This is a genomic window from Ignatzschineria rhizosphaerae, from assembly GCF_022655595.1.
Taxonomy (GTDB): Bacteria; Pseudomonadota; Gammaproteobacteria; order Cardiobacteriales; family Wohlfahrtiimonadaceae; genus Ignatzschineria; species Ignatzschineria rhizosphaerae.
Genome location: NZ_CP093379.1, coordinates 340,074 through 362,179 on the forward strand (window position 1 = coordinate 340,074; position 22,106 = coordinate 362,179).

21 protein-coding genes are annotated in these 22,106 nt (G+C 38.1%); 14 read left to right on the top strand and 7 right to left on the bottom strand.

Annotated features, from left to right (window positions below; translation table 11 throughout):
- Positions 1–11 precede the first annotated feature (11 nt).
- Together dbpA and MMG00_RS01535 are read left to right on the top strand one after the other, a co-directional pair.
- Positions 12–1,409 carry an ATP-dependent RNA helicase DbpA gene (dbpA, locus tag MMG00_RS01530; RefSeq protein ID WP_242150391.1) on the top strand — a complete coding sequence of 466 codons (1,398 nt, stop codon included), beginning with the start codon at positions 12–14 and terminating at the stop codon, positions 1,407–1,409.
- 42 nt (positions 1,410–1,451) lie between these two features.
- Positions 1,452–1,700 carry a hypothetical protein gene (locus MMG00_RS01535; protein ID WP_242150394.1) on the top strand — a complete coding sequence of 83 codons (249 nt, stop codon included), beginning with the start codon at positions 1,452–1,454 and terminating at the stop codon, positions 1,698–1,700.
- A gap of 99 nt (positions 1,701–1,799) precedes the next feature.
- On the opposite strand, the gene MMG00_RS01540 is transcribed toward MMG00_RS01535, so the two are convergent.
- The 3 genes from MMG00_RS01540 to MMG00_RS01550 all read right to left on the bottom strand — a co-directional run bounded on the left by MMG00_RS01540 (position 1,800) and on the right by MMG00_RS01550 (position 4,505).
- The gene (locus MMG00_RS01540) at positions 1,800–2,894 is read right to left on the bottom strand and encodes a DUF1176 domain-containing protein (protein WP_242150397.1); all 1,095 of its coding nucleotides are present in this window, start codon (positions 2,892–2,894) and stop codon (positions 1,800–1,802) included.
- A 294-nt stretch (positions 2,895–3,188) separates the two neighbouring features.
- A complete protein-coding gene (gene grxB, locus MMG00_RS01545; RefSeq protein ID WP_242150400.1) occupies positions 3,189–3,860 on the bottom strand; it encodes a glutaredoxin 2 in 672 nt (223 codons plus the stop codon).
- 90 nt (positions 3,861–3,950) lie between these two features.
- Complete coding sequence (locus MMG00_RS01550; RefSeq protein WP_242150403.1) at positions 3,951–4,505, bottom strand: NAD(P)H-dependent oxidoreductase; 555 nt, start codon at positions 4,503–4,505, stop codon at positions 3,951–3,953.
- 130 nt (positions 4,506–4,635) lie between these two features.
- Here MMG00_RS01550 and MMG00_RS01555 point away from each other — a divergent pair, with 130 nt between their 5' ends.
- The 5 genes from MMG00_RS01555 (at position 4,636) to MMG00_RS01575 (ending at position 10,068) form a co-directional block, all read left to right on the top strand.
- A complete protein-coding gene (locus MMG00_RS01555) occupies positions 4,636–4,971 on the top strand; it encodes a winged helix-turn-helix transcriptional regulator (protein WP_242150406.1) in 336 nt (111 codons plus the stop codon).
- Positions 4,972–5,124: 153 nt separating this feature from the next.
- A complete protein-coding gene (locus MMG00_RS01560) occupies positions 5,125–6,180 on the top strand; it encodes a DKNYY domain-containing protein (protein WP_242150409.1) in 1,056 nt (351 codons plus the stop codon).
- 346 nt (positions 6,181–6,526) lie between these two features.
- Complete coding sequence (gene cstA, locus MMG00_RS01565; protein ID WP_242150413.1) at positions 6,527–8,638, top strand: pyruvate/proton symporter CstA; 2,112 nt, start codon at positions 6,527–6,529, stop codon at positions 8,636–8,638.
- Between the two features lie 151 nt (positions 8,639–8,789).
- Complete coding sequence (locus MMG00_RS01570) at positions 8,790–8,996, top strand: YbdD/YjiX family protein (RefSeq protein ID WP_242150416.1); 207 nt, start codon at positions 8,790–8,792, stop codon at positions 8,994–8,996.
- Between the two features lie 58 nt (positions 8,997–9,054).
- Positions 9,055–10,068, top strand: coding sequence for a CobW family GTP-binding protein (locus MMG00_RS01575; protein ID WP_242150418.1), 1,014 nt, complete (start codon positions 9,055–9,057; stop codon positions 10,066–10,068).
- Between the two features lie 6 nt (positions 10,069–10,074).
- Here the strand turns inward: MMG00_RS01575 and MMG00_RS01580 are convergent, their stop codons facing one another.
- The 3 genes from MMG00_RS01580 to glyA all read right to left on the bottom strand — a co-directional run bounded on the left by MMG00_RS01580 (position 10,075) and on the right by glyA (position 13,014).
- On the bottom strand, positions 10,075–10,689 hold the full coding sequence (locus MMG00_RS01580; protein WP_242150421.1) for a YdcF family protein: 615 nt from the start codon (positions 10,687–10,689) through the stop codon (positions 10,075–10,077).
- A gap of 461 nt (positions 10,690–11,150) precedes the next feature.
- Positions 11,151–11,402, bottom strand: coding sequence for a chaperone NapD (locus MMG00_RS01585; protein ID WP_242150424.1), 252 nt, complete (start codon positions 11,400–11,402; stop codon positions 11,151–11,153).
- 358 nt (positions 11,403–11,760) lie between these two features.
- Positions 11,761–13,014: a serine hydroxymethyltransferase gene (gene glyA / locus MMG00_RS01590; protein WP_242150427.1), complete on the bottom strand. Its 1,254-nt coding sequence runs from the start codon at positions 13,012–13,014 to the stop codon at positions 11,761–11,763.
- 188 nt (positions 13,015–13,202) lie between these two features.
- Between glyA and MMG00_RS01595 the strand changes: the two genes are divergently transcribed.
- The 5 genes from MMG00_RS01595 to ychF all read left to right on the top strand — a co-directional run bounded on the left by MMG00_RS01595 (position 13,203) and on the right by ychF (position 19,087).
- On the top strand, positions 13,203–13,868 hold the full coding sequence (locus tag MMG00_RS01595; protein WP_242150429.1) for a protein-L-isoaspartate O-methyltransferase family protein: 666 nt from the start codon (positions 13,203–13,205) through the stop codon (positions 13,866–13,868).
- Positions 13,869–14,394: 526 nt separating this feature from the next.
- Positions 14,395–16,641, top strand: a complete 2,247-nt coding sequence (gene parC / locus MMG00_RS01600; RefSeq protein WP_242150432.1) for a DNA topoisomerase IV subunit A — start codon at positions 14,395–14,397, stop codon at positions 16,639–16,641.
- An 80-nt stretch (positions 16,642–16,721) separates the two neighbouring features.
- Positions 16,722–17,378, top strand: coding sequence for a 50S ribosomal protein L25/general stress protein Ctc (locus MMG00_RS01605; RefSeq protein WP_242150435.1), 657 nt, complete (start codon positions 16,722–16,724; stop codon positions 17,376–17,378).
- Positions 17,379–17,408: 30 nt separating this feature from the next.
- On the top strand, positions 17,409–17,969 hold the full coding sequence (gene pth, locus MMG00_RS01610) for an aminoacyl-tRNA hydrolase (protein WP_242150438.1): 561 nt from the start codon (positions 17,409–17,411) through the stop codon (positions 17,967–17,969).
- A gap of 23 nt (positions 17,970–17,992) precedes the next feature.
- Positions 17,993–19,087, top strand: coding sequence for a redox-regulated ATPase YchF (gene ychF / locus MMG00_RS01615; RefSeq protein WP_242150441.1), 1,095 nt, complete (start codon positions 17,993–17,995; stop codon positions 19,085–19,087).
- A gap of 242 nt (positions 19,088–19,329) precedes the next feature.
- On the opposite strand, the gene MMG00_RS01620 is transcribed toward ychF, so the two are convergent.
- Positions 19,330–19,716, bottom strand: a complete 387-nt coding sequence (locus MMG00_RS01620; RefSeq protein ID WP_242150445.1) for a fluoride efflux transporter FluC — start codon at positions 19,714–19,716, stop codon at positions 19,330–19,332.
- Between the two features lie 69 nt (positions 19,717–19,785).
- Between MMG00_RS01620 and ung the strand changes: the two genes are divergently transcribed.
- Both ung and MMG00_RS01630 read left to right on the top strand, forming a co-directional pair.
- The gene (gene ung, locus MMG00_RS01625) at positions 19,786–20,463 is read left to right on the top strand and encodes a uracil-DNA glycosylase (protein ID WP_242150449.1); all 678 of its coding nucleotides are present in this window, start codon (positions 19,786–19,788) and stop codon (positions 20,461–20,463) included.
- A 307-nt stretch (positions 20,464–20,770) separates the two neighbouring features.
- Positions 20,771–22,054, top strand: a complete 1,284-nt coding sequence (locus tag MMG00_RS01630) for an MFS transporter (RefSeq protein ID WP_242150452.1) — start codon at positions 20,771–20,773, stop codon at positions 22,052–22,054.
- The last annotated feature ends 52 nt before the right edge of the window (positions 22,055–22,106 follow it).

A 22,106-nucleotide genomic window follows, 5' to 3' on the forward strand; every position in this document is an offset into this window, starting at 1 on the left:
GAGAATATACAGTGCCTAATCAAAAGTTTTCAACCCTCTCTCTTCCTAAAACACAGCTCTTAAATCTAGAAGAATTAGGTTATACCTCAATGACGCCAATTCAAGAAAAGGCATTGCCGATTATCTTAAAAGGGCGTGATCTATTGGGGCAAGCGCAAACCGGAAGCGGTAAAACAGCTGCTTTTGGTATTGGGCTTTTAGAGCAGATTGATGTTAGGCAATTTACAACGCAAAGTTTAATCATCTGCCCGACAAGAGAGCTTGCAGATCAGGTAAGTAAAGAGCTTCGAAGATTAGGACGATATATCCCTAATTTAAAAATCTCAACAGTTTGTGGGGGAACACCCATTAAACGTCAAATTCATGCGATGGGACAACATGCGCCTCATATCGCGGTTGGTACCCCTGGAAGATTATTAGATCATTTAGAGCGCCGTACTTTGGATTTAGCAGATGTTAAAGTTCTAGTCTTAGATGAAGCGGATCGTATGCTTGATATGGGTTTTTTGGATGAAGTAGAAGAGATTATTCAATACACGCCACAAAGACGCCAAACACTACTGTTTTCGGCAACTTATCCTCAAGATATTCAAGCGATTAGCCGTAAAATCCAATATAAACCAGAGATGGTTGTGGTAGAAGCAACGGTTACTGAAGCTCCTAAAATTGAGCAATCTGTTGTAATTTTAGAAGATGGACGTGATAAATCGGATGCAACTTTGAATCTTTTGTATCAGTATGCGCCAGAATCAACGGTTGTTTTTTGTAATACCATTGCCTCAACTATTGAGCTTGCTGAGTTCTTACAAGATCATAATATCGATAGCTTAGCGCTTCATGGGGATTTAGACCAGCGTGAACGTGATCAGGTATTACTACGTTTTAGCAATCATAGTTGCCGGGTATTAGTTGCAACGGATGTAGCAGCAAGAGGACTTGATATTGAGGATCTTTCAATGGTGGTAAACTATGATATTCCCTTTGATGCAGAAGTATATGTCCATAGAATTGGTAGAACAGGACGAGCAGGAAAAACAGGAATTGCGGTCAGTTTAAGCCTTGCGGGAAAGGGGCATCGTTTAGAAGATATCAAAGCCTATACCGAGCAAGAGATGATAGAGATTCCTTTTTCAAAATTGGTAGAAACTTCGCCGATTTCGTTGATTGCACCGATGCTTACGATTGAAATTAATGAAGGCAAAAAATCAAAGATTAGTGCCGGCGATATTTTAGGGGCATTAACTTCTAGAGGTGGTATTCAAGGGGCTGATGTTGGGAAAATCACTATTTTTCCTATGCAATCTTATGTGGCAGTTAAGCGGGAGTGTGCGGAAAAAGCAGTGGATCAAATTTGGAACACCACCTTAAAAGGGCTTCGTTGCCGAGCAAGGATTGTTAAAGGTGAATAATTTAACAATAGAGTGCTGATGATTTAAAAAAGTGAGGCAATCATGTTTGTTCTGTTATATGTGGTGTTTTATCCCATTGTCCTTTTGATCGCTATGATGTTTAGAGACGACCATGGTTCTATTGGAGATTATCTAGTGGGACCTTACTTTTCAGCATTTTTGTGGACTTTTGTGCCGGCAATTCTTTTCTCAATCATTATTGATGTTTATAAAAAGGCTAAAAAAGAGCAAGCAGAAGAGATAGCTAACGAAACATCTAAGTCGACAAAGATTCCGAAGGATGAAGATTGATAGTGTCTCAAAGATTTTGACATCGCTCAAAACTTTGATTCTTTTTAAGAATTGAAAGGTTACGAAAGAATCTTGAGTCCTCTTATTTATGGGGGAAATTTATCTATTAAGATTCACGACCTTTGTCACAACTTGTGGGATTGTCCAAAATCCGCCTGCCATGCCTCGGCAACTACCTGAATATCCACCTTCTGTTTGCACTAATGTCTGCCCATTCCAAGCATAGGCATGAAAACTCCAACAATCTCCAAGTCCACGGCCTTTGTGAGAAGAGAAGATCTCTCCATGTTCATAATCTTGTCCAATGATTGGCTGACTCCGCATTTTAAGATCTCGATCGATAACATAGTAGGCAGAACCATAGTTATAAGCTGCAAGATAGCATTGATGAGTGACTAAAACGTGATCTTTATCGAGTCCGTAAAGAATGATCTCCATTTGCTCTAACTCTGAATCATCATTTGTCCAACAGATATTTTCATCACTTTCTACAAATAAAGATTTAGCAATGGTTCTAATTTCAGGTAGGTGCTTATTAAAATAGGTGAGATCTTCCTCTTTTTCTGTAAGAAGGGGAATGGTGATGGAAGGAATCTGGATTGGTTTTAAGATATTATCTTCAGGAAGATCTCCTTTTTGAATTAAGGCGCTAGAGGTCCCAATACGTTTTTGAAATTCATCCATCTTTAATAGTATCTCTAAAAGCCCAGCGCCCGGAATCTTGATATTTTCAATGGTATCAAGATTCTTAAAGTTTACCTCGACTACTATATTTTCCAGTGTCTTTGGGGACTGTAGTATTCCGGCAAGTTGAGTGCGCGTTAAAGTAAATTGATCATCCATGGGGTTTTCTAAATCACCATAGTTTTCTTGATTTAAAAGTAGTGAGAAATTTTTCGGAAGATCCCTATCTGTTGCCATATTTAGCTGTATAAATCCCTGCACTTCACTATTAGCACCAGCAGCTCTTTCAAGTAGTATTGATGCGCCTAAAACAAAATTGCTCTCTTCCCATGTTTGGTAGCCATGAGCACGGCAAGTGCCGGTATTATCACAATCTAAAAGCCAATCATCTACCTTTTCACTTAAGTAGGGAGCGCTATGAGCAAGATTTGATAGAGCCATAGTAAAAGTACTAAATAGACTTAGTAGTATCCATTTTTTATGTAAGCTCATTTTTCTTTTTTTTGGCATGGGAATCTCTATTAATAGTGGTGTGTCTATATTATTTTATCTATTGAATAAACGTGCAAGAATCTTGTGATGAGTTGTTTCGTATGATTGAAGGATTTATTGAAAGGGTAATAGCTATGATTAGTAACGATGAATAATAACGGTGATCAACAGTTATATCTACCGATTTCAAAGAAGATGGCTTTAAATGAATTTTCAAAAAAACAAAAAATACGCTAGGGAATTACTATATCATCTAGCGTATCTTTAATTTTTTGTCTCTGATTTCAATTTCTTAAATTTAAGACACAGTGCTTATCTTGGTACTGGCGCAAAGGGATCAATGGCTTTACTTTGATAACTTGGGAGTTTGGAAGCTTTTTCCATTATTTCAATATATTTTGCAACCTTTGAAGGAAGCTCGATCCCTTTAATTGCCGTGATATGACGTAGCATGGGATAGAGTAAAATATCATCTAGGGCAAATGTTTGGCGCTTGACACGATCAAGGTCGATGATTGTTTCAAGTTTAAGGAGGGCATTATGACCTTCTTGCATGAGGCGAGTCGCTTCTTTATGGAGCTGATTAAAATCATCTACTCTAGGTTCATGGATCGCCCGATAAGCTTCTCTTGCTTCTAAGGAGGCAAGTTCAGGAAGATCCATTTGATAGTAAAGGGGTGTAGTGAGACGATCAAAAATATCATCAGAATTGTTAATCCAGTTGGCGATTCTTGGGTCTTGCTCCGGCAGTAAGATCGATTCTCCAATCTCTTCATCGAGATACTTAACGATATCTAGGCTTTCCACCATATATTGATGAGGGGCATATTCTAAAATAGGCATTAAATCATTCCCCGTCATTTTTGTTGGGGTTTCAGAATCATCTTGTTGAATATAGTGTAATTCAAATGGAAGATCTTTTAAGCCAAGTATCACACGAACACGAGCGCAAAATGGGCAGTGATCTAGTAAATATAATTTCATAATTATCTCCTTAGTAGAAATTAGTGGAGAGCTATCTATAAAATAGTTTTAGCTCAGCCACAAATGATAGGAAAATGAAGAAAGACGAGGTTAAATACTGATAAGAGATTGCAAGTGCTGATGATAATCTTCAGCGCTTTGCTCAATTTCTTGCTTAGAGAGTTCTTTCATTGCTGCATTAGGCTCTGTTCCAAACAGGAAAAAAGGTTTTAAATAGCGTGATTTAATATAGTTTACGGTCATCTCAAAAGGTCTTAGTACCTCTTCAATCGTGTGAAGATAACGTCCCGTTGGTTGATAGTCCTCTTTCCAAATTCCAACAGCAACAGCAAGTGAGAACGATTTATTGATTAAGGCATTCCCCGAAGAGCCGTAAGCCCAGCCATAGGTCAGCACTAAATCTTGCCATTTTTTAAGAAGGGGCGGTGAGCTAAACCAAAAGAGAGGGAATTGAAAGACAATATGGTCATGGTCTTCTACTAATTTTTGCTCAGCCTCAACATCGATATTTTTATCAGGATAGACTTCGTAAAGATCATGAATGGTATATTGTTCAGGGTGTGATTTGAGTTTTTCTAGCCATGCTTTATTGACAACAGAACGTTCAAGATTTGGGTGCGCTATAATAACGAGAGTTTTTTTCATTTGATATTTCCTTATAATAATGAAGCATTTAGAAAATAAATTCTTCAAGTTGAATTTATTGTAAGAGAGTCGATATCAAAAAAAAAGTACGGTAAATGAGGTTATATACTAACCCAAAGGAGAGTGTAAAATGATTGAGTCGCCGTGTATAGCTGGGGATACACCAATTTCAGAAACAGGAATTGGTTATACTTTATCCTTAATTAATGGTCGATATAAGATTATGATCCTCTATTGGTTGAGTGTGAATTCTGTTATGCGCTTTAATCAGCTAAAGCGTCATATTGAGAAAATATCCTTTAAAACCTTGAGTAATACGCTTAAAGAATTAGAACGTGATGAGCTAGTCATTCGTAAAGAGTATCCGCAAATTCCCCCCAAAGTAGAGTACCGTTTATCGATGCGAGGACGATCGTTGTTACCGATTATCGATGCGATGTGCGAATGGGGGGAGAATAATCGTTAAATGGACTCTTAAAATAGAGTGTTTTTTCAAAACAGGTTGTTATAACTCATAATGGCTGTTTGTAAGTGTGCTACGGTGGCTGAAGGGTAAGTTAGTTAGTACCTGTGGATTTGTTTATAGACAATAGATTTTAAGGGAAGTGTATCAATAGTTATGAAGAGATTTCATCTACTTGGGATATTTTTGATTGCGGCAACCTTGTTAGGAGGATTGTTTTTTTATGGGGATCGTTTTACACATGATGATCCTGAAGAGATGGGATTTTATTCGATCGAAAATGGAGTTATTCATTATTGGGGAAGTCCGGTTTCAGGAGCTGATGCTCGCTCTTTTAAAATTCTTGATGCCGCTTATGCCAAAGATAATCATCAAGTTTACTATTTCGGGGAACCGATGAGTAAAATCGTTGATGCGAAGAGTTTTAAACCTTTAAATGCATGGTATGCCAAGGATAAGAACTATTACTATGTATATGGTGATTTTTTAAAAGAGATAGACACTGCAACTTTTAAGATTATCAATGGGCCTTTTGCAGAAGATAAAAATGGGCAATATTATGTAGGAAGTAAGGTTGAGAATGCCGATTTTCACTTTTTAGAGAAGCTCAGCTTTATCCTTGATCATGAGTACTTATCGCAATTTAAAGTTGGCGGAGATTTGCCATGGGATGGTTCTTCTCAAACGCAGCAATATTGGCGGGATAATCATCAAGTCTATTATGAGTCAGAATCAGCTATGAATGGGCACGATCTATCCATTATAAAAGATGCAGACCTTGAAACGATCAAGATGCTCAATCGATACTATGCCGTGGATAAAGATCATCTTTATACCTATGGTTCTAAGGAGATAAATAATCTATCGTTTGATTATATGACGATTGAGCCTTTGCAATATGGCTCTGGTTACTTACGAGATAAAGATAAAGTATTTGGTTTTACTCGTGAGGGGATAATGGAGATTGAAGGTGCTGATGCTCAAACATTTCAATATTTTGATAATACTCCTTATGCAAAAGATAAAAATCAAATCTATCTTATTTCTAAACCGTTTTTAGCAGTAGATTATGAGACATTTCATACCGCAGAATATAACTTAAAAGGCACAATGATTACCATATTAGGGAAGGATAAAAATGGCTATTATATGGAAGCGCAAGAAGTAGAATGTCCTTCAGATGAATTTCTGTTTTCTTGGGATGAGATTTAATATAGTCGATTCGGTTTAAGAAATACTATCTTAAAAGTAAAATAGCACGGCTTGAGTCAAATCAGCTTGCCCGATGCATGGTAGAACGATTATTGCGCGTCCCATAATCGATGTGCCGGTAATCTGATTTAGCTATTTTTAAATCGATTTTACTATAACCTGCTTATTTTTTAAGAAAGCACTTAAAGTAAAAAGAGATTTTTTATATTATTTGTTTCTAATCAGCATCCTCTAATCTATTTCTATAGTTGCTATTCCATAATCTCGTAAATGTGTCATATTGATCTGTAATCTCACTGAAGAGTTTGATTAATCGATAGTCCTTTTGATTTTAGGGGTAAGTAATATGGTTGCAACTTCATCTCGTGGCTTTAAAAGTCATTTAATTTGGGTCGTTGTTGCTGTTTTAGGGGCGCTTTGCCTTGGCTATGTGGCATTAAATCGTGGAGAGACGATTAATGCGATGTGGGTTTTAACAGCTTCAATCTGTGTTTATTTAATTGGGTATCGCTACTATTCACTTTATATCGCAAAACGTGTTTTAAAGGTGGATAGTACTCGTTTAACACCTGCTTTTAAGCATAATGATGGGCTTGATTACGTCCCCACACGTAAATCGATTCTTTTTGGGCATCACTTTGCGGCAATTGCTGGGGCTGGACCTTTGGTTGGTCCTGTATTAGCCGCGCAAATGGGATATCTTCCAGGAATGCTCTGGATTTTAGCGGGAGTTATTTTTGCCGGAGCGGTTCAAGACTTTATGGTGCTATTTGTCTCTACGCGCCGTGATGGGAAATCTTTAGGGGAGCTTATTAAGAGTGAGATGGGCTCTATTCCCGGTATTATTGCTTTAATTGCTTGTTTTATGATTATGATTATTATCCTAGCAGTCCTTGCGATGATCGTAGTAAAAGCACTTGAGCATAGCCCGTGGGGGACGTTTGCTGTGGCATTTACGATACCCTTAGCCGTTTTTATGGGTGTTTATATGCGCTATATCCGCCCAGGGCGTGTATTAGAGATCTCCGTTATAGGATTTGTGCTTTTAATTTTAGGGATTGTGTTTGGGAAGGATATTGCAGATTCAACAATTGGCGTGTGGTTTGATTTTTCAGGAAAAGGATTAACATTAGCGCTGGTTATCTATGGGTTTATTGCGGCTGTTTTACCGGTATGGTTACTGCTCGCTCCTCGTGATTATCTCTCAACTTTCTTAAAAATAGGCGCTATTATCGCCTTAGCTATCGGGATTGTGATAGTAATGCCTGAGCTTAAAATGCCGGCATTAACGCAGTTTGCAGAAAGAGGAAATAATGGTCCTGTGTGGTCTGGGGATCTTTTTCCATTCCTCTTTATTACGATTGCCTGTGGTGCTGTATCAGGATTCCATGCTTTAATCGCTTCAGGAACAACACCAAAAATGCTCGAAAATGAAGATCAAGCACCGCTTATCGGTTATGGTGGAATGTTGATGGAATCATTTGTGGCGATCATGGCATTAATCTGTGCATCGATTATCGATCCTGGTATCTATTTTGCGATGAATAGTCCGATGGCATTTTTAAACCCCTCAGGTTTAGAAGATACGGTTTTAGCCGCTGCGACAACGGTTAGTAATCTTGGCTTTCAAATCACCCCAGAGGATTTAAGACAACTTGCCATTGCCGTCGATGAACCTAGTATTATCTCTAGAACAGGGGGCGCACCAACGCTAGCGATTGGAATGGCAACCATTTTACATGGCGCCTTAGGTGGCCTTGTGAAGATGGACTTTTGGTATCACTTTGCAATTTTGTTTGAGGCGCTCTTTATTTTAACGGCAGTTGATGCCGGAACGCGCTCTGCTCGTTATATGTTCCAAGGGATTTTAGCGGTTATTAATCCTAAATGGGGTAGAACGGATTTACTTGCTGTAAACCTTGTTGCAACAGGCGTTGTCGTTGCTGCTTGGGGATACTTCCTCTATCAAGGAGTTGTAGATCCATTAGGTGGCATTAATACATTGTGGCCACTTTTTGGAATTGCGAACCAGATGCTTGCAGCGATCGCTCTAATGCTCTGCGCAGCAGTTCTTTATAAGATGAAGCAGCAACGTTATGTCTGGGTTGCAATCTTCCCAACGGCGTGGCTCTTAATCTGTACGATGACAGCTGGCTGGCAGAAGGTCTTTTCAGCAGATCCAGCGGTTGGTTTTTTTGCAAAAGCAGCGCAGCTTAAGGGACAGTTTATTGAGCAACCATTTGTCTCTAATGCAATTTTTAGTAGCGTTGATAAAGTAGAGCAAGTCATTTTTAATAATCAAGTCAATGGTATATTAACGCTCTTTTTTATGTTAGTTGTGGTGTTACTTGCAATCTACTCATTTAAAACAGCATTAGGCGGCTTAAGAAGTGCTAAGCCAACCGCAAATGAAACACCTTATGAACCATTTCCAGAGGCAGTATCTAAAGTTCAATAAGTTGAGTATAAAATAGCGATTGAAATGGTTCGATGAGGTCGTTATGTCAATGAATATAGGGTTCTCTTGTCAAAATCTGTGAGATGATGGCAAGAGACTCTCTATTTTAATTAGGATGATGAGTAATAGCTACTGATGAAAGGAGAACATCATGTTTAAGAAAATTGCAAAAGCAGGGAAGTACCTAGGTCAAATGGCTAATCTAATGGTAGGGATTCCAGATTATGATAATTATGTGCAGCATGTAAAACTAAAGCATCCAGACCAAGAGCCGATGACTTATGAGGAGTTTTTTAAAGAACGTCAAGAAGCAAGATATGGCGGAAAAGGTGGCACTGGCGGATTTCGTTGTTGTTAAGATGCGCAAATCTACATTAAGAGTATCATCATTATAATCAATTTTAGGAAGGATCTTTATGTTACCAGTAACGATTTTAACGGGGTTTTTAGGTTCAGGAAAAACAACTTTTATTAATTATCTGTTAGCAACTGATCAAACTAAAAAGTTTGCGATTGTTGAAAATGAGTTTGGTGAGGTGAATATTGATGGCGCTTTATTAAATCAGAGCCAAACTTTAGAACTCATTGAATTAAGTAATGGATGTATCTGTTGTAGTGTTCGTGGGGAATTAACTGAGGCCCTTCATGAGCTTTTAGATAAAATTGAAAAAGGCTTAATATCTATTGATTGGTTAATCTTAGAAACGACAGGGCTTGCAGATCCAGGACCTATTATCCAATCTTTTTTTGTGGATGAGCGCATTCGTAGTGAAGTCTATTTAGACGCGGTGATTACCTTAGTAGATGCTGAGCATATTATGTTACAGCTTGATGAACATCCTGTAGCTTCCGTGCAGATTGGATTTGCCGATCGTTTGGTATTAACGAAGCTCGATCGAGTAGATGATGCGCAAAAAGTATTAGTGCTTGATCGAATCTATCGTATTAACACAAAAGCGAGTTTGCTAGAAGCTTCATTTGGAGAAATCTTACCAGAGTCGTGGTTAGGAATTTCAGCATTTGAAATTGATGATGAATTAGATTTAGAGGCAAAGAGTTTTCAATTTCAGCCGGATAAAGCGACTTTTAGCTTTCAGCCTTTTACCTCTAATAGCGAGCAATCTTGGAATGATAATATTCGCTCATACCTTTTTGAGGCAGGTGCGTTAGACCTTGATCAAATCGGAGAGTTTATGACGATGTTAGTCGAGCGTCACGGTAATGATATGCTCCGTTATAAAGGGATTTTAGCGATTGCAGATGAGCCAAAAAAATTGGTAATTCAAGGTGTCTATAAAGTCGTTGGCTTTGATTATGGCGATGAGTGGCAGCCTAGTGAGAAGATTATTAGCCAATTTGTTGTGATCGGGCGAAACCTCCCTTTTGAAACGTTACTTGAAGAATTTAAACAAACAGAAACTTATGAATAATCTGTTTTACTCAGGATGATCAAATAACCAAGAGTTAAGGAGAGCGAGAGGTTCTCGGATATGTGCGGTGATTTTTGAGCCTTGATCTTGTGGAGTCCTTCCTGCAAGGCCTGAGATATTTGTCAGACCTGATCTTTTAGCAAGCATCATTGAGCGAGGAAGGTGAAAGTCATTGGTGATAATAACAACCTCCTCAACTTTTTTACCGGCATTTTTTAAAATGCTTTGTGCATTAATAAATTGATGTGCTGTTCGTGTAGATTCCTCTTCTAATAAAATCTGCGCTTGAGGAATGCCTTGTTGAATAAGGTATTGCTGCATAACCTGAGCTTCGCTTTGAGAATAGCCCACAGTTTTACCACCTGTTGTAACAATGGTTACTTCTGGATTTTCTCGCCAATAATCTACCGCTTTATCAAGGCGATATTGCAGCATTAAACTTGGTCTTAAAGGATAACCTTCAATATGTGCACCTAAAATAATGATGGTATCGGCATTTTTTTGCGGGCTATATTGCTGGTTTTGATAATAGATATAACCGTTACCAAGCGCAATAATTGTGATAAAGAGCAATATGCCGATGATAAGCGTTGTAAGCAATAATCGTAATATTAAAATCATAGCCACCATTTAGAGTAGGAAAAGCGCATAGAAGTGATGCTGAATATTGAAGTTATTGCACTATATAAATTATCACTTAGTGAATTATAGAGGATGTGATAGAGGATATCTATGATAAAGATCTTTATTATATTGATATAACCTCTCTGTTTTAGTGGCAAGATCTACTGCATTTTTTAAATTTAAAATAGTTTGGATAACTTAAAAGATATGCACAATTTCTGGGGATAACTTTCGGGATAATGTGCTGACAATAGAGGAATAACTTATTTTTATAGATTAAGTGGTTGATTTTATTTTAATGATTGTCTCTGTTTGTAAAGTGGGTAATAAAGCATCTATCTATAACGCTTTGGCAACTAAAGAAAAGCCTAAGAAAAAAGCCTTACGACTTGTAGTTGTAAGGCTTTATGAATCCTATTGCATTCGGCTATTTTGTAAATAGCTAATGAAATTAAATGTTATTTATAAAACTGGTTAATTAATGTCACATCATGAACTATCGGTTGTTCTTTAATGAGCGACATTGCTTCCCGAGCACTTCTAATTGCCGTATCTTCGATAATTGCGGCTAATTGGGTATTGGTGCTATCAATAATGTTGCAAGATTCAACGGTAGCTAAAAAGGCTAAGAGATCCGCTTTATTTGCATAGTTCGTAGTGACAATGATGCCACAAACGTTGTGTTTGTGTGTAATTGTACTAGTTGTCATAAGTTACCTCATATCAAACAGAATCCTTAAGTTACATCCCTTAAGTGCATTATTTTAAATGCACCTTCAACTTATCATAAAATATTAGAAAGGATGTGAAATTTTTGATCAAATTTGATGGCTCTCAAAGAGTTTGTTAATTTTTGCGATATATATTAATAGGTTAGGAGTGTTTTGATGCTGGGTGTATACGGCAGGTTATCTATTTTTATGACTTAAAGAGAGGCTTTACTGTGAAGTTATGCCGACTTAGATCAATTTATAAGATGGTTTACAAGAAAAGAGATATGAAAAAGCCCTGATCATTTATAGACAGGGCTTTACATAATTCAATAGTGTTTATTGAGTCATTTTAATATTATTTTGCAGGATAAACAGGGAATTTATCACAAAGACCGACAACGTTTTTAGCAACACGATCAATTACGGTTTCATCATCAATGTTGTCTAAAATATCACAGATCCAGTTAGCTAGAAGATCACACTGTGCTTCTTTAAAACCACGAGTTGTAATGGCAGGAGTTCCGATACGGATCCCTGATGTTACAAATGGTGATTGTGGATCATTTGGTACTGAGTTTTTGTTTACTGTGATGTTAGCGCGGCCAAGTGCTTCATCTGCTTGTTTCCCCGTTAAGCCGCGATCGATTAAATCAACAAGCATTAAATGATTATCAGTGCCGTTAGAAACGATTTTGTAACCACGTGATTGGAAAACGCGAGCCATGGTTTTTGCGTTAGTGATCACTTGTTGTTGATACTCTTTAAACTCAGGTTGAAGCGCTTCTAAGAATGCCACCGCTTTTGCTGCAATGACATGCATTAAAGGGCCACCTTGAATACCAGGGAAGATCGCTGAGTTTAATTTTCTTTCCAGTTCAGGTCTATTTTTGGTAAGGATTAACCCGCCTCGTGGACCACGAAGGGTTTTGTGGGTTGTAGTTGTCACAACATCAGCATACTCAATAGGATTTGGGTATAAACCAACTGCTACTAAACCTGCCACGTGTGCGATATCTGTAAAGAGGTAAGCTCCTACTTTATCTGCAATTTCACGAAAACGTTTAAAGTCTAATGTTTTTGAATATGCTGAAAAGCCTGCCACAATCATTTTTGGCTTATGTTCAAGTGCTAATTTTTCAACTTCATCATAATCGATTAAGCCTTCAGCATCGACACCATAGTGAACCGCATTATAAGTACGGCCTGAAAAGTTTACTTTTGCACCGTGTGTTAAGTGACCACCGTGATCTAAGCTCATGCCTAAAACAGTATCACCAGCTTCTAAAAGTGCTAAATAAACAGCACCATTTGCTTGTGAACCTGAGTGAGGCTGAACGTTTGCATAATCTGCATCAAAGAGTTTTTTAGCGCGTTCAATGGCTAAATCTTCGGCAATATCCACAAATTCACAACCACCATAGTAGCGTTTACCTGGATAGCCTTCAGCATATTTGTTAGTAAGTTGTGAGCCTTGAAGTTCCATTACTAATGGTGAGCAGTAGTTTTCAGAAGCGATGAGTTCGATATGATCTTGTTGACGTCTGTTTTCTTGTTCAACAGCCTCAAAAAGCGCTGGATCAAAGTCTTTAAGAGAGGTATTTTTAAACATGAATTATTCCTTCGGGGTTAAGAACAAAAGATGTGGTGCGCCATTAGTTTAGATTTTCCCGAGAGGGCTTGCAAGTCTTGTTGTTTAATAATTTCAAGGATTTTTTGAATGGTGTTATGATGTCATGATTATTAGGATATTAATTTGGATATTGGATTAGAAATAAGACTTTTTGGAAAGGTGGGAAAATGTTAGACAACGAACAAAAAATCCAGCAAGCTCGTACGAATATGATTCAGCAAATGTTAAGACCGTGGAATATTTTAAATCAGCGTGTTCTTGATGTGTTTGATACGGTTTCTCGTGACCAGTTCGTACCAAAAGAGTATGAGGCAGTCGCATTTTCTGAAACTCGTATTCCTCTAAATGAAGCACATAAAATGCTTCCGCCTGTATTTGAAGGTCGTTTTTTACAAGAAATTGCTATCCAAGATCATGAGCGTGTATTGATTGTAGGAACGGGTAGTGGCTTTTTAGCCGCATGTGCATCACGTCTTGGTAATGAAGTTGTGACTGTTGATATGGTCGAGCGCTTTAATGTAAACGCTGAAGCAATTACTCGTGAACTTGGATTTACTAACATCGAGTATAAAACAGGGAATATCAAAGATGTGTATCAAGCTTTAGGGGCTTTTGATGCGATTATTTTTACAGCATCAGTTCCTGAAATGCCTGCTGAATATTTTGAGCTTTTAAATGAAAAAGGGCGTCTATTAGCAGTTGTTGGGAAACCTAATGCAATGAGTGCGACAATCTTTAGTAAGATTGCCGGTCAAATTCGTACAACGCCAGTTTTCGAACGTGATCTTGAGCGCCTTGTTGGCTTTGAAGATAAAGCTGAGTTTGTATTTTAAAATAGATCGGATTTATTGAGAGGTTGAAGATTATCTCACTAAAGGTATGAAGAGGTAAATCTCATCTCAATTAATCAAAACCCATCTACATTAAGATGGGTTTTTTATTTTAATCTGTTATTAAAAATATCTTAAAAGTAGATGAAGGAGTTTTTCATTCTTGTAAATAGATATTAGAAATAATCAAAAATAAATATCTTTAATAATATTAATCTGATATTTATTGGAAGGCTTTGAGACCTCTTTTTAAGGGAACTTGATAAGCCATTCGGCAATGAATCATGCAGAAAACGACTATCTTGTCGATGATTATTACAGTACAATCTTGGGGTTATAAGCCTAAAGTCATTGATAGAAAATATGAATAATGTGTTGTCTTTGCGGGGATTTTTATAATTAGTACTACGCTTTATCATAAGGCTCAATGAATTTCACTATCATCGAAGTTTTCCGTTATTTCAGAAAGGCATAGATGTTTGTAGTGGATAGAAATAGTATAAAAACAAAATAATTAAATGAGAAATATATGAGTAACTTGTCTAATAAAAACTTCGAAGTACGTCCAATGGCAGATTTTGCTGAAGAGGCATATCTCAACTATTCGATGTATGTCATTATGGATCGTGCGCTACCATATATTGGCGATGGATTAAAACCTGTTCAGCGTCGTATTATCTATGCGATGAGTGAGCTTGGATTAAATGCTAGTTCGAAACCTAAAAAATCTGCCCGTACGGTAGGAGATGTTTTAGGGAAATATCACCCTCATGGTGATAGTGCTTGTTATGAAGCGATGGTTTTAATGGCGCAGCCCTTCTCATATCGTTATCCATTGGTTGATGGACAAGGAAACTTTGGTTCTCTAGATAATCCTAAATCCTTTGCGGCAATGCGTTATACCGAGTCTAAGCTTTCTAAATACTCTGAAATCCTTTTAAAGGAATTGGGGGAAGGGACTGTTGAGTGGACACCAAACTTTGATGGATCACTGGATGAACCTAAGCTTCTACCTGCTAGATTGCCCAATATTCTCTTAAATGGCGGAACTGGTATTGCCGTCGGAATGGCGACAGATATTCCACCTCATAACTTAAAAGAGGTGGCAAAAGGGGTTTGTGCGCTTATTGATAATCCTGAAATGTCTCTTAAGGAATTAACGAAAATTATTCCGGCACCTGATTACCCAACAGGTGGTGAGATTATCACGCCGAAAAAAGAGCTACTTTCAATCTATGAGAAAGGGCGTGGCTCTGTCCGAGTACGTGCTCGTTATCGTGAAGAAAATGGCGAGATCATTATTTATGAATTGCCGTATCAAGTTTCAGGGGAGAAGATTCAGCAAGATATCGCAGCGCAGATGCAGGCTAAAAAGCTCCCCATGATTGAAGATATTCGTGATGAGTCAGATCATGATGAGCCGGTGAGAATCGTCTTAATTCCTCGCTCTAATCGTGTGGATGTAGAGATGGTGATGAATCATCTTTTTGCAACGACTGAGCTTGAGAAATCTTTTAGAGTCAATCTTAATATGATTGGGCTTGATTTAAAGCCTCAAGTTAAATCGTTAGATGCAATTTTAACGGAGTGGATTGCATTTCGCCGAGATACCGTTATTCGCCGTTTAACATTTCATAAAAATCGTATTGAAAAGCGCTTACACCTTTTAGAAGGTTTACTCATCGCATTTTTAAATTTAGATGAAGTGATTCGCATTATCCGTTTTGAAGATGAGCCAAAAGAGAAGTTAATGGCAGCATTTAATCTTACGGAAATTCAAGCGGATTATATTTTAGAAACAAGATTACGCCAGCTTGCTAAACTTGAAGAGATGAAGCTTAAAGGGGAAGAAGCAGAGCTTCGTGCAAAATTAAATGATATTATTGCGCATCTTGAAAGCCCACAAAAAATCAACGATTTGATTAAGTCTGAAGTAAAAGAAGATGCAAGTAAATACGGTGATGATCGCCGCTCTAAAATTATCGAGCGTGAAGCTGCTGAAGCCATTGATGAATCAGCACTAGTCTCAAGTGAACCTGTCATGGTTGTTATCTCTAAAATGGGCTGGGTCAGAGCGGCTAAAACGCTTGATATTGATCCCACAAGTCTTAATTATAAAACAGGCGATGGCTTTTTAACCTCTTGTATAGGGCGAAATAATCAGCAGCTAGTACTTTTTGATAGTACAGGGCGAACCTTTAGTACACCGGCACATACGTTGCCAACGGCAAGAACTGCCGGAGAGCCGATTACAACTCGCATTAACCTAACAGATAATGCCAAGATAGAGCATCTTGTTTTAGATAAAGAGGATAGTCATTATCTAGTTACAGCCTCTAATGGTTATGGCTTTATCTCCCAATATAGTGATTTTTTAACAAGGCAAAAAGCGGGTAAATCAACCGTTAACTTAAGTGATGATGCGATCTTATTGCCACCGCAAAAAATTACCGATATTGAATCACAATTTGTAATTGCCGTAAGTGATCAAGGACGATTCTTAGTGGTACCTACTTCTGAGCTACCTGTGATGGCGCGTGGAAAGGGAAATCAAATTATTGGGATACCAGGTGCGCAATTTAAAGCTAAAAAAGATAGCCTTGTAGGGATCTTAGTGATCTCAAAAGGGGATACTTTAGAAGTTGAATATGGGAAACGTAAATTTAAGCTTGCCCCTAATGAGTGGGAGAATCTCATTGAAGAACGTGGTAAACGAGGAAAAGAATTACGTTTGAACCTTAAGTTAAAATCGATAACGATTGCAAACGAGGAGTAATCACCGTATAATCACGGGATTGACTGTTACAACTGGTCGCGGTTGTAACGTACTTTAAACATTTTAATTGGAGCTAACCAATGTCAAATTATTTTTTTGATGCTATCGTTCGTACAGATATGGGTAAAGGTGCGAGCCGCCGCCTACGTCACGAAGGAAACATTCCTGCTATCGTTTATGGTAACCATAAAGAAGCGGTAAGCCTTGTTTTAAACCATAACGAAGTTTTAAAACGCTTCCGCCATGCAGATATCTACACTTCAATCATCGATTTAGTAGTTGATGGTAAAAAAGAGCCTGTAATTTTACGTGATGTTCAACGTCACCCATACAAGCCTATCATCACTCACTTAGACTTCATGCGTGTAAATGCTAACGAAGCTATCGTTGTTGATGTTCCTGTTGAATTACTCAACGAAGAGAAATCAGTAGGTGTTGTGAATGGTGGTATCGTAACACTTCATGAAGCAACATTAGCAGTTTCATGCTTACCAAAAGATCTTCCAAGCGTTATTCAACTTGATATCGCAAACCTTGCTGTTGGTGAGCATATCATGATCTCTGATATTCCAGCTATTGCCGGCGTTGAGTTCGTTAACATCATGAACGAAGAAGAGATGAATGACCAACCAGTTGTTGCGATCGTTGAGCCACGTGTTGAAGTTGTTGCAGATGAAGAAGAAGCTGAAGCAGAAGTAGAAGCAGCAGCTGAAGAAGCAACTGAAGATAAAGAGTAATTAAAGACTCTTTTAATTGAGTATTTCATTATGATTAAAATGATTGTAGGCCTTGGAAATCCAGGGCTTCAATATGCAAAAACCCGCCACAATGCGGGTTTTTGGTTTATTGATAGTATTAGAAATAGTGAGCTTTCCTTCAATAATCGTTTTAAAGGATTAGTAGGGGAAGAGATGTTTGGTAGCCAAAAAGTCTATCTTTTAGAGCCAGAAACTTATATGAATAAAAGTGGTGAATCGGTTGTTTCACTGGCGCTTTTTTATAAGATTATGCCGGAAGAGATTTTAGTGGTTCACGACGAGTTAGATCTTCCTCCTGGTGTTGCGCGCTTTAAAAAAGGGGGCGGACATGGTGGGCATAATGGCTTAAGAAGTATTATTGATCTATTGGGCTCTAGAGATTTTATGCGTTTGAGATTGGGGGTCGGGCATCCTGGCCATTCTTCCCTTGTATCAGGATATGTTTTAACTAAAACGCCTGAAAAAGAAGAAAATGAGATCTTCAATGCAATTGATGCGGCAAGACGAGTCTTGCCACAATTTGTTGCCGGTGAATATGAAAAAGCGATGAATGAGCTTCATCGTAAATAAATGATAATTTTAAAGGAATTTTTATGGCTATTCAGTGTGGAATTGTAGGTCTTCCAAATGTTGGTAAATCGACACTCTTTAATGCATTAACGAATGCGGGCATTGATGCTGCAAACTATCCGTTTTGCACAATCGAGCCAAATGTTGGGCGCGTCAATGTGCCGGATCCGCGTCTTGATCCATTAGTTGAAATTGTAAAACCTGAGCGTGTTCAGCAAACTTATATCGACTTTGTTGATATTGCAGGATTAGTCGCTGGTGCATCTCAAGGGGAAGGCTTAGGAAATCAATTCCTTGCAAATATCCGTGAAACTGACGCTATTGCCCATGTTGTTCGTTGTTTTGAAAACGATGATATCGTTCATGTGGCAGGTCAGATTAATCCGATTGATGATATTGAAGTGATTAACACAGAACTTGCACTTGCAGATCTTGCTAGTGCAGAGCGTGGTACGCAGCGCCTTGAGAGAGTCGCAAAAGGTGGCGATAAAGTAGCTATTGCTCAAGTGGAGCTTTTGAAATCTAAAGTATTACCGGTATTAAATGAAGCTAAGAGCCTTCGTTCTTTAGGATTAGATGCAGAAGAGCGTCTTCTTCTTCGTGATTTCCACTTCTTAACGCTAAAACCTGTGATGTATATTGCAAACGTGAATGAAGATGGTTTTGAAAATAACCCACTTTTAGCAAAAGTTGAAGAATATGCTGCGGCTGAAAACTCTTTTGTGGTGCCTATTTGCGCAGCTATTGAAGCTGAAATCTCACAACTTGATGATGAAGATAAGGCGATGTTCTTAGATGATATGGGCTTTGAAGAGCCAGGACTTAACCGCGTTATTCGTGGGGGTTATCAGCTTCTTGATCTTGAGACTTACTTTACAGCGGGTGTTAAGGAAGTTCGCGCTTGGACTATTCGTAAAGGCTCAACAGCGCCACAAGCAGCAGGAGTCATTCATACAGATTTTGAACGTGGATTTATCCGTGCAGAAGTGATCGCATATAATGATTATGTCACACTTGGTGGTGAAAATGCGGCGAAAGAGAAAGGTAAAATGCGCTTAGAAGGGAAAGAGTATATCGTACAAGATGGTGATATTATCCATTTCCGTTTCAACGTATAAGGGATTTTTTATCTTTTTAAGCAAACGAATTAATAGAGATTAATAAATAACTCAATAGCCTTGGTGGAGATATCTATCAGGGCTTTTTTGTATCGCGAAAAGGCTTTAAAAATAATCCCTTTTTTTGCTAGCAATATAAAATGAATATCTTTTTAAACTGACTTCAACCAACGTATCTGTGATGGTTAGTTAGTGCAATCAATTTTGTGATGCCCAAATAGTGCTAAAAGAGATAGTTTGTATTAATGTCCCATTATTTTATGAATAAGATAAAAGCCTAAGAAAGTTGCACCCACAGCCCCTAAGAAATGAGAGAGAATTAAGAGAAGGGAGTTGAGATATTCTCTATTTTGTAACAGCGTCATAGTCTCTAGTGAGAAGCTTGAAAAGGTTGTTAAGCCGCCACAAAATCCAACTATTAAAAAAAGGCGAATTCCTTGATCGGGTTTTTGTAGTAGGTAACCGGCAATAAGCCCGACTAATAATCCTCCCCCCACATTCACAATTAAGGTAGAGATTTGAATGGGAGTATCTATTTTATTCTCTAGTAATGTAAAGAGATAGCGTGTTCCACCGCCAAAAGCAGCGCCGAGCATAACTAGGAAAAGATTGTGAAGGAGTTGTGGCATTTTTAGAGTTCTCTCATTACAATGGCGACAAAATTAGAGCAAAATATCATTAAATAGAGGTCAATTAAGATGATCGAATGGGAAAAAATTCACCCCGAATGGAAAGATTTTATCAAAGCTGAGTTAGAAAAACCTTATTTTCAGGAGATTCAAGCGGGAATTGATAAATCAATTAGAGAAGGAAAGCGAGTATTTCCCCCTCAAGAGTTGGTTTTTTCAGTATTTTCTCAACCTAAACGTAACATTAAGGTGGTGATTTTAGGGCAAGATCCTTATCACGGGCAAGGGCAGGCAAATGGTTTAGCTTTTTCCGTGCAAAGAGGCGTTAAAATTCCGCCATCTCTTCGAAATATTTACCGAGAGCTAGAAACAGATGTTGAAGGATTTAATGCACCACAAGATGGGGATTTAACCGCTTGGTGTGGTGAAGGGATCTTTCTTTTGAATACGGTTTTAACGGTAGAGGAAAAAGCGGCAAATTCTCATGCGAAGATTGGCTGGGAGCGCTTTACAACAGCGGTAATTGAAGAGATTAATCAGCATTGTGAGCATGTCGTCTTTATTCTTTGGGGGAGTCACGCGCAGAAAAAAGGGGAGAATATTGATATAGAAAGGCACTATGTGATTAACAGTGCACATCCTTCTCCGCTCTCGGCTTATCGTGGTTTTTTTGGTTCAAAGCCTTTTTCTAAGGCGAATCAATACTTGTTGCAACAAGGAAAATCTCCGATTAATTGGCAAAATTAAAAGCGTAAGAAATATAGATCTTGATATCAAGCCACTTATTTTAAATAGGTGGCTTTTTTATAAGGCATTATTAGCTTATTTAATGGTAAAAGAGACAGTTTTGGCGGAAATATTTATCTTATGACGTTGCTAAATGTAAAGGATATGCCTATAAAGGTAGAAGCTATGTTGTGAAAGATTGGTTTCTGAAAGCGATAAAATAATAAAGATACCACTTAAAGTAGCGACTCAATCCTCTCCAATAATAATAGATAAAAGAGGATTGATTTTAATGAGGATAATTCAAAATAAGATGGAAGGAGATGTTATGACAGTAGCTCATGACCCAAAAACGATGCGTAAAATTTTAATCGCAAGTCTCACGGGAAGCATTATCGAATGGTTCGATTTTTTCCTATATGGAACCGTGGCGGCATTAGTCTTTAATCAGATATTTTTTGTCAGTGAAGATCCCACCATTGGGTTAATACTCTCTTATGCTTCTTTTGCCTTAACCTTTTTTATCAGGCCCTTTGGTGGGATTTTATTTAGCCATATTGGGGATCGAATTGGACGTAAAAAAACATTAGTTTTAACGCTAAGTCTGATGGGGATTGCGACGATGGCAATAGGATTATTGCCTTCCTATCACACGATTGGTATTTGGGCGCCTATCTTGCTGATCTTCTTTCGTCTATTACAAGGTATCGGAATTGGTGGTGAGTGGGGCGGTGCACTGCTTTTAGCTGTAGAGTATGCGCCTAAAGAGCGTAGAGGATTCTTTGGTAGTGTGCCGCAGGTTGGGATTCCTATTGGGATGGTTTTAGGGACCTTGGTACTTTCATTAATGACCCTTTTGCCTGATGAGGATTTTATGGAATGGGGGTGGAGAATTCCCTTTATCTTAAGTGCGCTCTTAGTTGTATTAGGGCTTTGGATTCGTCATGGAATTGATGAAACTCCGGCATTTAAAGCTGTTCAAAAGGAAGGGAAAGTCCCTAAGCTTCCTATTATTGATACTTTTCGTTTTCATTGGAAAGAGGTCTTAATTGCCGTTGGTGCAAAGTTTGTGGAAACGGCGCCATTTTATATCTTTAGTACTTTCATTGTCTCTTATGCCACGATGAATTTAGGTTTTAGTCGAACAACGACCTTAACGGCGGTGATGGTTTCAAGTGTTATTACTTCTCTCTTAATTCCTGTAATGGGCGGCTTATCTGATCGAGTGGGGCGTAAAAAACTCTATATTTTAGGAACCATTGTGATGATTGCCTATATGTTCCCTTATTTTTGGATGGTGAATCAAAAATCAGTCGTTTTACTCTATATTGCGACTATTTTAGGGTTAGGGATTATTTGGGCGCCCATTACGGCAGTGTTAGGAACTTTCTTCTCAGAGATTTTTGCCCCTGAAATTCGTTATACAGGAGTCACTTTAGGTTATCAGATTGGGGCTGCACTCGCAGGTGGTACAGCGCCACTTATTGCGGTGGCATTCTTAAGCTACTATGACTCTTATGTGCCTATTGCGATTTACATTATGTTTACCGGCGTAATTTCATTGGTTGCAATCTCTTTTGCTAAGAATAAGAAGAGTAGTTTCCAAGATTAAAAGCGATTGGGTATAGTAAATAGGTCTTATGAATAATCTTTTCTATAAATGT

What these genes read in the sequence shown, in the direction of transcription:
- MMG00_RS01535 (WP_242150394.1), top strand. Translation starts at nt 1,452, where the DNA reads ATGTTTGTTCTGTTATATGTGGTGTTTTATCCCATTGTCCTTTTGATC.
- MMG00_RS01540 (WP_242150397.1), bottom strand. Translation starts at nt 2,894, where the DNA reads ATGCCAAAAAAAAGAAAAATGAGCTTACATAAAAAATGGATACTACTA.
- grxB (WP_242150400.1), bottom strand. Translation starts at nt 3,860, where the DNA reads ATGAAATTATATTTACTAGATCACTGCCCATTTTGCGCTCGTGTTCGT.
- MMG00_RS01550 (WP_242150403.1), bottom strand. Translation starts at nt 4,505, where the DNA reads ATGAAAAAAACTCTCGTTATTATAGCGCACCCAAATCTTGAACGTTCT.
- MMG00_RS01555 (WP_242150406.1), top strand. Translation starts at nt 4,636, where the DNA reads ATGATTGAGTCGCCGTGTATAGCTGGGGATACACCAATTTCAGAAACA.
- MMG00_RS01560 (WP_242150409.1), top strand. Translation starts at nt 5,125, where the DNA reads ATGAAGAGATTTCATCTACTTGGGATATTTTTGATTGCGGCAACCTTG.
- cstA (WP_242150413.1), top strand. Translation starts at nt 6,527, where the DNA reads ATGGTTGCAACTTCATCTCGTGGCTTTAAAAGTCATTTAATTTGGGTC.
- MMG00_RS01570 (WP_242150416.1), top strand. Translation starts at nt 8,790, where the DNA reads ATGTTTAAGAAAATTGCAAAAGCAGGGAAGTACCTAGGTCAAATGGCT.
- MMG00_RS01575 (WP_242150418.1), top strand. Translation starts at nt 9,055, where the DNA reads ATGTTACCAGTAACGATTTTAACGGGGTTTTTAGGTTCAGGAAAAACA.
- MMG00_RS01580 (WP_242150421.1), bottom strand. Translation starts at nt 10,689, where the DNA reads ATGATTTTAATATTACGATTATTGCTTACAACGCTTATCATCGGCATA.
- MMG00_RS01585 (WP_242150424.1), bottom strand. Translation starts at nt 11,402, where the DNA reads ATGACAACTAGTACAATTACACACAAACACAACGTTTGTGGCATCATT.
- glyA (WP_242150427.1), bottom strand. Translation starts at nt 13,014, where the DNA reads ATGTTTAAAAATACCTCTCTTAAAGACTTTGATCCAGCGCTTTTTGAG.
- MMG00_RS01595 (WP_242150429.1), top strand. Translation starts at nt 13,203, where the DNA reads ATGTTAGACAACGAACAAAAAATCCAGCAAGCTCGTACGAATATGATT.
- parC (WP_242150432.1), top strand. Translation starts at nt 14,395, where the DNA reads ATGAGTAACTTGTCTAATAAAAACTTCGAAGTACGTCCAATGGCAGAT.
- MMG00_RS01605 (WP_242150435.1), top strand. Translation starts at nt 16,722, where the DNA reads ATGTCAAATTATTTTTTTGATGCTATCGTTCGTACAGATATGGGTAAA.
- pth (WP_242150438.1), top strand. Translation starts at nt 17,409, where the DNA reads ATGATTAAAATGATTGTAGGCCTTGGAAATCCAGGGCTTCAATATGCA.
- ychF (WP_242150441.1), top strand. Translation starts at nt 17,993, where the DNA reads ATGGCTATTCAGTGTGGAATTGTAGGTCTTCCAAATGTTGGTAAATCG.
- MMG00_RS01620 (WP_242150445.1), bottom strand. Translation starts at nt 19,716, where the DNA reads ATGCCACAACTCCTTCACAATCTTTTCCTAGTTATGCTCGGCGCTGCT.
- ung (WP_242150449.1), top strand. Translation starts at nt 19,786, where the DNA reads ATGATCGAATGGGAAAAAATTCACCCCGAATGGAAAGATTTTATCAAA.
- MMG00_RS01630 (WP_242150452.1), top strand. Translation starts at nt 20,771, where the DNA reads ATGACAGTAGCTCATGACCCAAAAACGATGCGTAAAATTTTAATCGCA.